This is a genomic window from Streptomyces sp. GQFP (assembly GCF_021545335.1).
Lineage (GTDB): Bacteria > Actinomycetota > Actinomycetes > Streptomycetales > Streptomycetaceae > Streptomyces.
Genome location: NZ_CP089312.1, coordinates 2,655,802 through 2,669,895, shown reverse-complemented (window position 1 = coordinate 2,669,895; position 14,094 = coordinate 2,655,802). Strand labels below are relative to the sequence as shown.

Genomic DNA, 14,094 nt, shown 5'->3' with positions numbered 1-14,094 from the left:
CCGGGGGCGCCGAGAGCGTCAGCACTCGATGATGTTCACCGCAAGCCCACCCCGAGCCGTCTCCTTGTACTTGACGCTCATGTCGGCCCCCGTCTCCTTCATCGTCTTGATGACCTTGTCCAGGGACACCTTGTGCGAGCCGTCCCCCCGCATGGCCATCCGCGCCGCAGTGACCGCCTTCACCGCGGCCATCCCATTGCGCTCGATGCACGGAATCTGGACCAGCCCGCCGACCGGGTCGCAGGTCAGCCCAAGATTGTGCTCCATGCCGATCTCGGCCGCGTTCTCGACCTGTTCCGGACTCCCGCCCAGCACCTCCGCCAGCGCGCCAGCCGCCATCGAGCAGGCCGAGCCGACCTCGCCCTGGCAGCCGACCTCCGCGCCGGAGATGGACGCGTTCTCCTTGAACAGCATGCCGATGGCGCCCGCGGCCAGCATGAAGCGGACCACGCCCTCCTCGTCGGCGCCCGGCACGAAGTTGATGTAGTAGTGCAGGACCGCCGGGATGATCCCCGCGGCGCCGTTCGTCGGGGCTGTCACGACCCGGCCGCCCGCCGCGTTCTCCTCGTTCACCGCCATCGCGTACAGCGTGATCCACTCCATCGCGCGGGCCAACGGCTCGCCCTCCGCCCGGAGTTGACGCGCAGACATGGCCGCGCGGCGGCGCACCCGGAGCCCGCCAGGCAGGATGCCCTCGCGGGACATACCCCGCGACACACACGCCTGCATCACGCGCCAGATGTCCAGCAGCCCGGAGCGGATCTCGTCCTCGGTGCGCCAGGCCCGCTCGTTCTCCAGCATCAGCGCGGAGATCGACAGACCCGTCTCCTTCGCCAGGCGCAGCAACTCGTCGCCCGTGCGGAAGGGGTACTTCAGCGGGGTGTCGTCGAGCTTGATCCGGTCCGCGCCGACCGCGTCCTCGTCGACGACGAATCCGCCGCCCACCGAGTAGTACGTCTTCGAGAGCAGCTCGGTCCCCGAGGCGTCGTACGCCCACAGGGTCATGCCGTTCGCGTGGTAGGGGAGTGTCTTACGGCGGTGCAGGATCAGGTCGTCGTCGAAGGAGAAGCCGATCTCGTGGTCGTCCAACAACCTCAGCCGGCCCGACTCCTTGATCTGCTCCACCCGTATGTCCGCGCCCTCCACGTCCACCGTGCGCGGCGAGGCGCCCTCCAGGCCGAGCAGCACCGCCTTGGGCGTGCCGTGGCCGTGGCCGGTCGCGCCGAGCGAGCCGTACAGCTCCGCCCGGACCGACGCCACCGCCCCGAGGACCTCCTCGTTGCGCAGCCGGCGCGCGAACAGCCGGGCCGCGCGCATGGGGCCGACCGTGTGGGAGCTGGACGGGCCGATACCGATCGAGAACAGGTCGAAGACCGAAACGGCCACGGTGACTCCTCAGAGAGGGCGGGGGCACGGCCTCGGGTGCCCCCGCCAGGAAACTACTTGGTCAGACCGGGGTACAGCGGGTGCTTGTCGGCCAGTGCCTTCACGCGTGCCTTCAGAGCTTCAGCGTCGTACGACGGCTTCAGGGTTTCCGCGATGACATCCGCTACCTCTGCGAAGTCCTCGGTCGTGAAACCGCGGGTCGCGAGGGCCGGCGTGCCGATCCGCAGGCCCGACGTCACCATCGGGGGACGCGGGTCGTTCGGGATCGCGTTCCGGTTGACGGTGATGCCGACCTCGTGGAGACGGTCCTCCGCCTGCTTGCCGTCCAGCTCGGAGTTGCGCAGGTCGACGAGGACCAGGTGGACGTCCGTACCGCCGGAGAGGACGGACACACCGTGCTCACCGACGTCCGCCCGCACCAGTCGCTCGGCGAGGATGCGGGCACCGTCCACCGTACGCCGCTGGCGCTCCTTGAAGTCCTCGCTCGCGGCGACCTTGAAGGACACCGCCTTCGCCGCGATCACGTGCTCCAGGGGGCCGCCCTGGAAGCCCGGGAAGACGGACGAGTTCAGCTTCTTCGCGAACTCCTGCTTCGCCAGGATGATCCCGCCGCGCGGGCCGCCCAGCGTCTTGTGCGTCGTCGAGGTGACGACGTCCGCGTACGGCACGGGGTTCGGGTGCAGGCCCGCCGCGACCAGACCGGCGAAGTGCGCCATGTCGACCCAGAGGTACGCGCCCACCTCGTCCGCGATCCGGCGGAACTCCGCGAAGTCCAGCTGCCTCGGGTACGCCGACCAGCCCGCGATGATCACCTTCGGCCGGTGCTCCTTGGCGAGCCGCTCCAGCTCGGCCATGTCGACCAGACCGGCCTCGTCCACGTGGTAGGCGACCACGTTGAACTGCTTGCCGGAGAAGTTCAGCCGCATCCCGTGGGTGAGGTGGCCGCCGTGCGCCAGGTCGAGGCCGAGGATGGTGTCGCCGGGCTGGGCCAGCGCGAACAGCGCCGCCTGGTTGGCGGATGCGCCCGAGTGCGGCTGGACGTTGGCGTACTCGGCGCCGAACAGCTCCTTGACCCGGTCGATCGCGATCTGCTCGGCGACGTCGACGTGCTCGCAGCCGCCGTAGTAGCGGCGGCCGGGGTAGCCCTCGGCGTACTTGTTGGTGAGGACCGAGCCCTGGGCCTCCATGACCGCGACCGGAGCGAAGTTCTCCGAGGCGATCATCTCCAGGGTGGACTGCTGCCGGTTCAGCTCGGCGTCGACGGCGGCGGCGACCTCCGGGTCCAGCTCGTGCAGGGGAGTGTTGAGAAGCGACATGGGGGCAATACGTCCTTACGCCTGGGGATCTCAGCTGCCGGAGAACGCGGTGTACTCGTCCGCGGAGAGCAGGTCGCCCGGCTCCTCCGCGACGCGCACCTTGAAGAGCCAACCGCCTTCGAACGGGGCGGAGTTCACCAGCGACGGGTCGTTGGAGACGTCCTCGTTGACCTCGGTGACCGCACCGGAGACCGGGGAGTACAGATCGCTGACGGACTTGGTCGACTCCAGCTCACCGCAGGTCTCGCCCGCGGTCACCGTGGCACCGACCTCGGGAAGCTGGACGTACACGACATCGCCGAGCGCGTTGGCCGCGTGCTCGGTGATACCGACCGTCGAGACGCCGTCCTCGGCGCCCGACAGCCACTCGTGCTCCTTGCTGTAGCGCAGCTGCTGGGGGTTGCTCATGGCCTGAATTCTCCTGTACGCGGGGGACTGGTCATGCATGGGGTACTACAGGGGACTGCCCGTGAGCAGCCATGACACGGGTCGTTCGTGACGCCGGAGCGAAACCGGGGTTACTTCTGGCGCTTGTAGAACGGCAGCGCCACGACCTCGTACGGCTCGTGACTGCCCCGGATGTCCACGCCCACGCCCGCCGTGCCCGGCGCCGCGTGCGTGGAGTCGACGTACGCCATCGCGATCGGCTTGCCGAGCGTGGGGGAGGGGGCGCCCGAGGTGACCTCGCCGATCACCCGGCCGTCGGCGACCACCGCGTATCCCGCGCGCGGGACGCGACGGCCCTCGGCGACCAGGCCGACGAGGACGCGCGGCGGCTCGTACGAGGCGCGCTCGGCGGCCTCGCGCAGGGCCGCGCGGCCCACGAAGTCGCCCGCCTTCTCGAACTTGACGACCCGGCCGAGCCCGGCGTCGAAGGGGGTGAGGGAGGTGGTCAGCTCATGCCCGTACAGCGGCATGCCCGCCTCCAGGCGCAGGGTGTCCCGGCAGGACAGTCCGCAGGGGACGAGCCCGGCGGGCGTACCCGCGTCGGTCAGCGCCTGCCACACCTTCTCCGCGTCACCCGGCGCCACGAACAGCTCGAAGCCGTCCTCACCGGTGTACCCCGTGCGCGCGATGAGGGCGGGGACACCGGCGACCGTGCCGGGCAGGCCCGCGTAGTACTTCAGGCCGTCGAGATCGGCGTCCGTAAGAGACTTCAGAATCCCCGGAGACTCGGGGCCCTGGACGGCGATCAGCGCGTAGGCGTCCCGGTCGTCGCGGACGAGCGCGTCGAAGCTGTCGGACCGCTCCAGCAGAGCATCGAGCACGATCTGCGCGTTGCCGGCGTTGGCCACGACCAGGTACTCGGTTTCGGCCAGGCGGTAGACGATCAGGTCGTCGAGGATGCCGCCGTCGGCGCGGCAGATCATCGTGTAGCGGGCGCGCCCGACCGCGACGGACCCGATGTTCCCGACGAGGGCGTAGTCGAGGAGCGCGGCTGCCTCCGGCCCGGTCACGGTGATCTCCCCCATGTGGGAGAGATCGAAGAGACCGGCCCGGGTACGCACCGCGACGTGCTCGTCGCGCTCGGAGCCGTACCGCAGGGGCATGTCCCAGCCGGCGAAGTCGGTCATCGTCGCGCCGAGCGAACGATGCAGGGCATCGAGCGCGGTCGTACGCGGAACAGGGCTACTGCTCATCGGTTGTGCTCCCAGGGCATGACGGCGAGGTCGTTCCTCCCCATCTGTCATCGGAACCTGAGAGGTTCGCCATGACCATCGAGGGCATGGCTTGCACCGTGGGTGGAGCCGCTGGTCACAGGACCGGCAGCCCGCTTTTCAGATGTGCCTCGCCCGCGCGGTACGGGGCCTGAGAGATTCAAGGGAGGGACTTGCTCCTTCGGCGCCCGGCCACCCGTAGGTGTCCGGAACTCTCCCGCGCGGATTCAAGCGGCCGGTATGCAGTTGGCGGGCACATCATCGCACGCATTGCTTCGGCACGGCAGGGGGACCCTTCACAGAGAGAACACAGTCACGCCACAGCGACACATACCGCCCTGTAGCAGGCCTGTTGCAGTAAGCGGACCCAAACGAGAGGCACCGCGTATTACCTTCTCTTTACACTCGACGGGGATGGGACTTCCCGACCCCATGGGAGGACGATCACGGTGAACAGGACCACGGCGTACGCGACGACCTCAGCCCTCGCACTGACCGACGCGCTGCCCACGCAGCCCGCCGCCCCCGCCCGGGAGGCGTGCGCCCCGCGCCCGGCACCCGTGATCCGCGATCTGCGGGAGCGCGCGGGCCACAGCCCGCACGGCCTCACCTTCGGCGCCCGCGACCTCGTCGTGGTCACCGGCCTGCCCGGCAGCGGCAAGTCCACGCTGATGCGCCGGGCGGTGCGCGGCCCCGGCATCGACTCCCAGAACACCCGCGACCGCTGGGACGCCCGTACGCCCTCCTTCCTCCCCTACGCCGTCTACCGGCCGCTCGTCCGCCTCGCCCACTACGCCGGACTGCGCCGCACCCTGCGCTCCGGCGCCGGGGTCGTCGTGCACGACTGCGGTACGCAGGCCTGGGTGCGCGGCTGGCTGGCCCGCGAGGCCCGCCGCCGGGGCGGCACCCTCCACCTGCTCCTCCTCGACGTCACCCCGGACGAGGCCCTGGAGGGCCAGCGGGAACGCGGCCGGGGCGTCTCGCGGTACGCGTTCCTGCGCCACCGCCAGGCCGCCTCGCGGCTGCTGCGCTCGGTGGAGAAGGGGAACCTGCCGGAGGGCTGCGGCTCGGCGGTGCTGATCGACCGGGACGCGGCGGACACCCTGCGCAGGATCGACTTCGCGGACTGATGTCCGTACCCGCCGGGGCCGGTTAGGGTTTTGCCCATTAAGAGACTCAAGGCAGCGGTTCACAGCAGGCGGTAGGCAGCAGATGGACATCCCGGCGGACTTCCCCCCGGACTTTCCCGGGGGTTTCCCCGCACAGGCGCACCCCCATTCGCACGGCGGGTGGCCCGGCAACGAGCTGGAGGAGGTGCTCTCGGCCTCCCTCGGCGTCCCCGGCGCGGGCGCCCGGATCGTCGAGGTCCTCGGCCGGAGCTTCGTCTGGGTGCCCCTCCCGTCCGGCGGCGGCCCCCACTCCGGCCCCCTCGACCTGCCCACGATGGACATCGGCGGCCAGGCGTACGTGCCGGTCTTCAGCTCGGAGGAGCAGTTCCGGCAGGTCGTCGGCGGCCACCTGGCGTACACCGTGGCCCCCGCCGTCGAGTTCGCCCGGGGCCTCCCGCCCCAGGTCGGCATCGCCATGAACCCGGACGGCATGGTCGGCGTCCCGCTGCCCCCGCCGGCCGTGGCCGAACTCTGCCGCTCCGGCCGTTCCGTCCTCGACGGCGCCGGCGGCGGCCGGGTCCGCCTCTACGAGCCGAACTGGCAGGAGGACCCGGTCGACTTCCTCACCGCCGCGGCAACGGAGTTCGCCGGCACGGGCGTCGTCCGAACGGCCCGCCGCTGCCTGGCGACCATCGAAACCTCCGCCCCCGTCATGTTCATCGGCGTAGAACTCTCCCCTTGGGACCCGGTGGCCCGCACCATCCCCATGGACGCGGTAGGAAGAGCACTCGGCCAGGTGGGCTCCCCCTGGCCGGTAAACCTGGTCTTCCTGGACGCGGCCCAGGACCCGGTAACGGACTGGCTGAGGGACCGAGTCCGCCCCTTCTACCAGCACGGTTACTGATGAACTTGCCTCAGGGGCACCCACCTAGGGGCGCGGGGAACTGCGCGACCAGCCACGACGGCCCGCAGTCGCCGAAAACCAGCAAGTCCCGAGCTCCTGGGCGCCTTCGACAGGCCGTGTCTGTCAGTGGCGCCGCTTAAGCTAGGGAACGCACAACTCGGTAGGGGAAACGAAGGGGCGGTAATGGTGAGCGCGTCGGGCACGGCCGCGGCCGGTCAGGTCGAGCACATGCTGCGCCAAGTCACGCCCGGGCGCTACGACGCCTACGAGGCGCTCCTGCGCGCCCTCGCAACCCCGTCTTCCGGCCAGATCTGGATGCTGCTCTGGCACGGCCAGGCCGGCTCCCCGGACGCCCAGTACGGAAACATGCAGGTCGAGGGGTACGGCTACGCCCCCTGCGTGACCTCCGCCCAGGAACTGTCGGTCAGCGGCTGGAACAGGTCGTACGAGGTGGTCGACGGCCTCGACGTCGCCCGCACCCTCTACCCGGACCAGTACGGCCTCTGGCTCAACCCGCACTCCCCGGGCGGCGGCGTCGGCATCCCCTGGCTCGACCTGCGCCGCATCGCGACGGGCCTGGAACGCCAGCCCGCAGGGCCCCTGCGCCTCGCCGAACCCGGCATCGAGATCCCGCAGTTCTACGCCCTCCTCTCGCAGAACGCCCACCGCACCCCGGCGGTCCGCTCGCTGCGCCGCGCCTGGGTGCAGCCGGCGCTCGGGGCGCCGTACCTCGCCATCGGGCTCGATGTGTACGACACCTCGCCGCCGGCCGTGGACTCGGTGCGGGCGATGATGCAGCAGTCGATCGGGGCGGTCCCCGACGGGCTGCCGGTGTCGACGGTCGCGATGTCGGACGAGCAGGACCCGGTCGTGATGTGGCTGCGCGTGAACGCCCGCCCGTTCTACGACCGCGAGGCCCACGCGATCGCCGCCCCGCCCCAGGCTCCGGCCGCGGGGTACGGGTATCCGCCGGCGCGGGGTCGTTACTGAGCGGAAACACCACCGCGTCGCCCGCGTCACCTGAGGGTGACCATGCTTCGGGACGAGGTCGCTGTCTCCGCGCGTAGATCAAGGTGAAATGAACAAACATACGGGCAATGTCCGTATCCGTCCCCGTCCGGCGGCCGTTACCTGCCGTTCGGATAACGGAATCCCCAGGACAGCATCACGGTTACGCATCCATTCATCGCCAGGTCTGGTGACAGATCGCTGAACCGTTGAAGACTCCCGCAGCAGGGGGTTGTCCTCCCCTGCGTACAACGGACTGGTCACGTCGCTACAGCGGCAAGTGTGAGCCGGCTACCGCCGGTTGAGAGGGGTCCCTGCCAGATGACGGCACCATTGCACGAGCCGACTGCGGAAACGGCCCCGAGCGCGGCCGAGGAAGCGGCGGTGGCCAGCACCGATGCGAAGGCCGTTCAGGGGCGTTCGCTGGGCCGGATCGCCTGGGAGCGGCTCAAGCGGGACAAAGTCGCCCTGACCGGCGGCGTCGTGGTGCTCTTCCTCGTAGTGATAGCGCTTCTCGCGCCGGTCCTCACCAGCCTGCTCGGGCAAGACCCGAACGAGTACCACGAGAACCTCATCGACCCGCTGTTCGGCACTCCCACGGGCTCCCTTGGCGGCATCAGCGGTGACCACCTGCTGGGCGTCGAGCCCGTCAACGGCCGCGACATCTTCGCCCGCATCCTCTACGGCGCCCGGATCTCCCTGCTCGTCGGCTTCCTGTCGGCCATCGTCGCCGTGATCCTCGGAACCGTCCTGGGTATCCTCGCCGGCTTCTTCGGCGGCTGGATCGACTCCCTCATCAGCCGCGTGATGGACGGTCTGCTCGCCTTCCCTCAGCTGCTGTTCATCATCGCGCTGGTCTCCGTCATGCCGAGCAACCTGCTGGGCATGACCGGCTCGAGCGTGCGCGTGTTCGTGATGATCCTGGTCATCGGCTTCTTCGGATGGCCCTACATCGGACGCGTGGTGCGCGGCCAGACACTCTCGCTGCGCGAGCGTGAGTACGTCGAGGCCGCCCGATCCCTGGGCGCCGGGCGGGTGTACATCCTGTTCAAGGAGCTGCTGCCCAACCTGGTCGCCCCGATCGTCGTCTACACGACGATGATGATCCCCACCAACATCCTCACCGAGGCGGCCCTGAGCTTCCTGGGCGTCGGCGTCAAGCCGCCCACGGCCTCCTGGGGACAGATGCTCTCCAGCGCGATCGACTACTACGAGTCCGACCCCATGTACATGGTGGTCCCGGGCGTGGCGATCTTCATCACTGTACTGGCCTTCAACCTCTTCGGCGACGGCGTCCGGGACGCGCTCGACCCGAAGGCTTCCCGCTGAACTGCCACACCACAACCGTCCCGTGGCACTCACACGGGGTCTCTCATCAATCCGGAGGATCCGAGATCGTGACTACCCAACGCACCTCAGGGCGGCGGAAGCAGGCGTTTGCCGCTGCCGTCGCGGTCGCCGCGCTGCTGACCACGGCGGCGTGCGGCGGCGGAGGCGACGACGAGGGCTCGAGCACCAGCGCCGCGGGCTTCGACGCCGCGAACGAGAAGGTCGCTCAGGCTTCGCTCGCCAAGAAGGGCGGCACGCTGAAGTTCGGCGGCGCTCAGGACGCCGACTTCTGGGACACCACGCGTGGTTACTACGGCTTCATGTGGAACTTCGCGCGCTACTACAGCCGTACGCTCGTCACGAACAATGCCGCGCCCGGTGAGGCCGGCGCCGAGACCACGCCGGACCTCGCCACCGGTCTCGCCAAGGTCACCGACGACGGCAAGACCTACACGTACACCCTGCGTGACGGCATCACGTGGGAGGACGGCAAGCCGATCACGTCCAAGGATGTCAAGTACGGCATCGAGCGCGTGTGGGCGCAGGACGTGCTCGCCGGCGGTCCGACGTACCTGAAGGACGTCCTCGACCCCAAGGGCGAGTACAAGGGTCCCTACAAGGACACCTCCGCCGACAAGCTCGGTCTGAAGGCGATCGACACGCCGGACGACAAGACCATCGTCTTCCACCTCCCCGAGGCCAACTCGGACTTCGAGGACATGCTGTCCCTGGTCTCGGCCTCCCCGGTCCGCCAGGACAAGGACACCAAGGCCAAGTACACCCTGCACCCGTTCTCCTCGGGTCCGTACAAGTTCCAGTCCTACACCCCCGGCAAGGACCTCACTCTGGTCCGCAACACCGAGTGGAAGCAGGCCTCGGACCCGGTCCGCAAGGCCTACCCGGACAAGATCACCGTTCAGTTCTTCTCGGACGCCAACCAGCTCGACCAGCGTCTGATCAACGGTGACATCGACCTCGACATCAACCAGACCGGTATGTCGCCGCAGGGTCGCACCACCGCCCTGAAGGAGCACAAGGCCAACCTGGACAACCCGACCACGGGTTACGTCCGTTACGCGGTCTTCCCGCAGAGCGTTGCGCCATTCGACAACATCGAGTGCCGCAAGGCCGTGATCTACGGCGCCGACCACGTGTCGCTGCAGACAGCGCGTGGTGGCCCGATCGCCGGTGGTGACATCGGCACCAACATGCTGCCGCCGTTCCTCCCGGGTGGCGAGGGCCAGAAGTACGACCCGTACGAGATCTCCGGCAAGAACAAGTCGGGCAGCGAGGCCCTGGCCAAGGAAGCCCTGAAGGCCTGCGGTGAGCCGGACGGCTTCAAGACCACCATCGCGGTCCGCAACAACAAGCCGGCCGAGGTGGCCACGGCCCAGTCGCTCCAGGCGTCCCTGAAGAAGATCGGCATCACCACCGAGATCGACCAGTACGACGGCTCGCAGACCTCCGGCATCATCGGCAGCCCCGAGAACGTGAAGAAGAAGGGCTACGGCATCATCATCATGGGCTGGGGCGCCGACTTCCCGTCGGTCCAGGGCTTCGGTCTGCCGCTGTGGGACAGCAAGTACATCTCGGACACCGCCAACAACAACTACGCGCTCATCAAGGACAAGACCATCGACGGTCTGTTCGACTCGTACGTCACCACCCTGGACGACGCCGACAAGGCCAAGATCGCCACGGACATCAACCACAAGGTGATGGAGGGCGCGTACTACCTGCCCTTCACCTTCGAGAAGACCATCAACTGGCGCTCGGACAACCTGGCGAACGTCTACACCAGCGCGGGCACGAACGGCACGTACGACTTCGTGAACATCGCTCTGAAGGACCCGAAGAAGTAAACCCGGCACACCCGCCGTACGGCACGAAAGGCAGGTGAAGGCCGGCGCGGCGTGACCGCGGGCCACCGGAAGACCTCCGGTGGCCCGCTGTCCGCGGCGGGCCGAGAGCTGTGCTCGCTTACCTCATCAGGCGGTTGTTCGCCGCCGTAGTGATGCTCGTGGTCATCGTCATGGTGGTCTTCGGCATCTTTTTCCTGATCCCCAAGTGGGCGGGCGTCGACATCGCGCTGAGCTTCGTGGGCAAGCAGGCAGACCCTGCCGCCATCGCGGGCGTGCGGGAGAAGCTGGGCCTGGCCGACCCGATCTATGCCCAGGTCTGGGAGTTCTTCAAGGGCATCTTCGCGGGCCGCACCTACACGGGCGGCGGGGACACCATCCACTGCTCCGCCCCGTGCTTCGGCTACTCCTTCCGCAGCGAGCAGGCCGTCTGGCCGGTGCTCACCGACCGCTTCCCGGTGACCCTGGGTCTCGCGCTGGGTGCCGCCGTGCTGTGGCTGGTCTTCGGTGTCGCGGCGGGTGTGCTCTCCGCGCTCAAGCGGGGCAGCCTGTGGGACCGCAGCGCCATGGTGATCGCGCTCTCGGGTGTCTCCCTCCCGATCTACTTCACCGGCATGATCGCCCTGTCGATCTTCGTCTACGGACTGGACCTGTTCGACGGGCAGTACGTGCCCCTGGAGGACAGCTTCGGCGGCTGGTTCGGCGGCATGATCCTCCCGTGGATCACCCTCGCGTTCCTCTACGCGGCGATGTACGCCCGCATCACCCGTGCCACCATGCTGGAGATCCTCGGCGAGGACTACATCCGCACCGCCCGCGCCAAGGGCCTCAAGGAACAGACCGTCATCGGCAAGCACGCCATGCGCTCCACGATGACGCCCATCCTGACCATGCTCGGCATGGACCTCGGCGCCCTCATCGGCGGCGCGATCCTCACTGAGACGGCGTTCAACCTGCCCGGCCTTGGCCAGGCCGTGCTCAACGCCATCAAGAACCAGGACCTGCCCATCATCCTGGGCGTCACCCTGATCACCTCCCTCGCGGTGCTCGTCGCCAACCTCGTGGTGGACGTCCTGTACGCCGTGATCGACCCCCGAGTGAGGCTCGCATGACCGAACTCAGCAAGAGCGGAGCAGCCGTGGGCGAGCCCACCCCCGCCTCGCCCGCGCCGACCGCCTTCCTCGAAGTGCGCGATCTCAAGGTGCACTTCCCGACCGACGACGGTCTGGTCAAGTCCGTCGACGGGCTGAGCTTCCAGCTGGAGAAGGGCAAGACCCTCGGCATCGTGGGCGAGTCCGGCTCCGGCAAGTCGGTGACCTCGCTCGGCATCATGGGCCTGCACAGCGCCGGCCAGTACGGCAAGCGCAAGGCGCAGGTGTCCGGTGAGATCTGGCTGGACGGCACGGAGCTGCTGTCCGCCGACCCGGACTACGTACGCAAGCTGCGCGGCCGGGAGATGTCGATGATCTTCCAGGACCCGCTGTCGGCGCTGCACCCGTACTACACGATCGGCCAGCAGATCGTGGAGGCGTACCGCATCCACCACAAGGTGGACAAGAAGACGGCCAAGCGCCGTGCCGTGGAGATGCTCGACCGGGTCGGCATCCCGCAGCCGGACAAGCGGGTCGACAGCTACCCGCACGAGTTCTCGGGCGGTATGCGCCAGCGCGCGATGATCGCGATGTCGCTGGTCAACAACCCCGAACTGCTCATCGCGGACGAGCCGACGACCGCCCTGGACGTGACCGTCCAGGCGCAGATCCTCGACCTCATCCGTGACTTGCAGAAGGAGTTCGGCTCGGCGGTCGTCATCATCACCCACGACCTGGGTGTCGTCGCCGAGCTGGCCGACGACATCCTGGTGATGTACGGAGGCCGCTGCGTCGAGCGCGGACCGGCCGAGCAGGTGTTCTACGAGCCGCGGCACCCCTACACCTGGGGTCTGCTCGGCTCGATGCCACGCCTCGACCGCGACCAGCAGGAACGCCTCATTCCGGTCAAGGGCTCCCCGCCCTCCCTCATCAACATTCCGTCCGGCTGTGCCTTCAACCCGCGTTGCCCGTACGCGGACATCCCCAAGGACAACGTCACCCGTACGGTCCGTCCCGAGCTGGCCGAGGTCGGCAGCCGGCACTGGGCCGCCTGCCACATGACGCAGGAGCAGCGGGAGCGAATCTGGACCGAAGAGATTGCGCCGAAGCTGTGAGCGAGAAACCCGAGGACGCGGCAGTGAAGATTCCCGCGCAGAGCGAGGGTGCCACCCTCACCAAGGACGCCGCTCCCGGCGAGATCCTGCTGAAGGTGACCGGCCTCAAGAAGCACTTCCCCATCCGGAAGGGCCTGCTCCAGCGGCAGGTCGGCGCGGTGCGCGCGGTCGACGGCATCGACTTCGAGGTCAGGGCCGGCGAGACCCTGGGTGTCGTGGGCGAGTCGGGCTGCGGCAAGTCGACGATGGGTCGGCTGATCACCCGGCTGCTCGAACCGACTGCCGGCACGGTCGAGTTCGAGGGCAAGGACATCACGCACCTCGGTGTCGGCGGGATGCGCCCACTGCGTCGTGACGTGCAGATGATCTTCCAGGACCCGTACTCGTCGCTGAACCCGCGGCACACCATCGGCACGATCGTCGGCGCTCCTTTCCGGCTCCAGGGCGTCGAGCCCGAGGGTGGCATCAAGAAGGAGGTCCAACGGCTGCTGTCGGTCGTGGGTCTCAACCCCGAGCACTACAACCGCTACCCGCACGAGTTCTCCGGCGGTCAGCGCCAGCGCATCGGCATCGCCCGAGCGCTCGCCCTGAAGCCGAAGCTGGTCGTGGCGGACGAGCCGGTCTCCGCGCTGGACGTCTCGATCCAGGCCCAGGTCGTCAACCTGATGGACGACCTCCAGCAGGAGCTGGGCCTGACGTACGTGATCATCGCGCACGACCTCTCGGTGGTCCGGCATGTCTCGGACCGGATCGCGGTGATGTACCTCGGCAAGATCGTCGAGCTGGCCGACCGTGAGTCCCTGTACAAGGCGCCGATGCACCCGTACACCAAGGCGCTGATGTCGGCGGTGCCGATCCCGGATCCGCGGCGCCGGTCGGCGAAGAGCGAGCGCATCCTGCTCAAGGGTGACGTGCCCTCGCCGATCTCACCGCCGAGCGGCTGCCGGTTCCACACCCGGTGCTGGAAGGCTACGCAGATCTGCACGACGGTCGAGCCGCAGCTCGTAGAGCTGAAGCCGGGTCAGCGGGTCGCCTGCCACCACCCGGAGAGCTTCGAGGACCAGGCCCCGCAGGACACCGTGTTGCTCACGGTCGCCAAGGAGGCGGCGGAGCTGGTGGCGGACGAGGTGCTGGCGGAGTCGGCGGAGACGTCGGCGGCCGTGGCGGCGGAGGTTGCGGCCGACAGCGCCGGGGCCACGTCCGAGGAGTCCGCGAGCGGGACTGCTTCCGAGGAGCCGGAGACGCCGGATGCGCCGGAGACCGGCGGCGAGAAAAAATAGAGGAAAGCTTTATCGACGCGTATGCCCCGGCAGCCAGTG

Annotated in this window: 12 protein-coding genes and 2 riboswitches; of the genes, 8 read left to right on the top strand and 4 right to left on the bottom strand. The window is 68.6% G+C overall.

All coding sequences use genetic code 11. The features are described 5' to 3' along the window. Positions 1-18 precede the first annotated feature (18 nt). From LUX31_RS11530 to gcvT, 4 genes are all read right to left on the bottom strand, one after another. Positions 19-1,386 (bottom strand): L-serine ammonia-lyase, encoded by a 1,368-nt coding sequence (locus LUX31_RS11530; protein ID WP_235474689.1) that lies wholly within the window; start codon positions 1,384-1,386, stop codon positions 19-21. A gap of 53 nt (positions 1,387-1,439) precedes the next feature. Beyond that, positions 1,440-2,702, bottom strand: a complete 1,263-nt coding sequence (gene glyA / locus LUX31_RS11525) for a serine hydroxymethyltransferase (RefSeq protein WP_235474688.1) — start codon at positions 2,700-2,702, stop codon at positions 1,440-1,442. 30 nt (positions 2,703-2,732) lie between these two features. After that, positions 2,733-3,110 (bottom strand): glycine cleavage system protein GcvH, encoded by a 378-nt coding sequence (gcvH, locus tag LUX31_RS11520; RefSeq protein WP_235474687.1) that lies wholly within the window; start codon positions 3,108-3,110, stop codon positions 2,733-2,735. A 110-nt stretch (positions 3,111-3,220) separates the two neighbouring features. Beyond that, positions 3,221-4,342 (bottom strand): glycine cleavage system aminomethyltransferase GcvT, encoded by a 1,122-nt coding sequence (gene gcvT, locus LUX31_RS11515; protein WP_235474686.1) that lies wholly within the window; start codon positions 4,340-4,342, stop codon positions 3,221-3,223. A 34-nt stretch (positions 4,343-4,376) separates the two neighbouring features. Beyond that, positions 4,377-4,490: riboswitch (glycine riboswitch) on the bottom strand. Next, a riboswitch (glycine riboswitch) is annotated at positions 4,491-4,590 on the bottom strand. It abuts the riboswitch before it with no gap. Positions 4,591-4,803: 213 nt separating this feature from the next. On the opposite strand from gcvT, the gene LUX31_RS11510 reads away from it, so the two are divergent. The 8 genes from LUX31_RS11510 (at position 4,804) to LUX31_RS11475 (ending at position 14,055) form a co-directional block, all read left to right on the top strand. Then, complete coding sequence (locus LUX31_RS11510) at positions 4,804-5,490, top strand: AAA family ATPase (RefSeq protein ID WP_235479880.1); 687 nt, start codon at positions 4,804-4,806, stop codon at positions 5,488-5,490. A gap of 82 nt (positions 5,491-5,572) precedes the next feature. Then, positions 5,573-6,373, top strand: a complete 801-nt coding sequence (locus LUX31_RS11505) for an enhanced serine sensitivity protein SseB (protein WP_235474685.1) — start codon at positions 5,573-5,575, stop codon at positions 6,371-6,373. Between the two features lie 186 nt (positions 6,374-6,559). Further along, complete coding sequence (locus LUX31_RS11500; RefSeq protein WP_235479879.1) at positions 6,560-7,363, top strand: enhanced serine sensitivity protein SseB C-terminal domain-containing protein; 804 nt, start codon at positions 6,560-6,562, stop codon at positions 7,361-7,363. 339 nt (positions 7,364-7,702) lie between these two features. Further along, entirely contained in the window at positions 7,703-8,710 is a 1,008-nt protein-coding gene (locus tag LUX31_RS11495) for an ABC transporter permease (protein ID WP_235474684.1), read from the top strand. A 68-nt stretch (positions 8,711-8,778) separates the two neighbouring features. Next, positions 8,779-10,572 carry an ABC transporter substrate-binding protein gene (locus LUX31_RS11490; protein ID WP_235474683.1) on the top strand — a complete coding sequence of 598 codons (1,794 nt, stop codon included), beginning with the start codon at positions 8,779-8,781 and terminating at the stop codon, positions 10,570-10,572. A gap of 110 nt (positions 10,573-10,682) precedes the next feature. Then, positions 10,683-11,681, top strand: a complete 999-nt coding sequence (locus tag LUX31_RS11485; protein ID WP_235474682.1) for an ABC transporter permease — start codon at positions 10,683-10,685, stop codon at positions 11,679-11,681. Continuing rightward, positions 11,678-12,775 (top strand): ABC transporter ATP-binding protein, encoded by a 1,098-nt coding sequence (locus LUX31_RS11480; RefSeq protein ID WP_235474681.1) that lies wholly within the window; start codon positions 11,678-11,680, stop codon positions 12,773-12,775. The genes LUX31_RS11485 and LUX31_RS11480 overlap by 4 nt, the downstream gene beginning before the upstream one ends. Positions 12,776-12,798: 23 nt before the next feature. After that, positions 12,799-14,055, top strand: coding sequence for an ABC transporter ATP-binding protein (locus LUX31_RS11475; RefSeq protein ID WP_443046051.1), 1,257 nt, complete (start codon positions 12,799-12,801; stop codon positions 14,053-14,055). Positions 14,056-14,094: the final 39 nt, after the last annotated feature.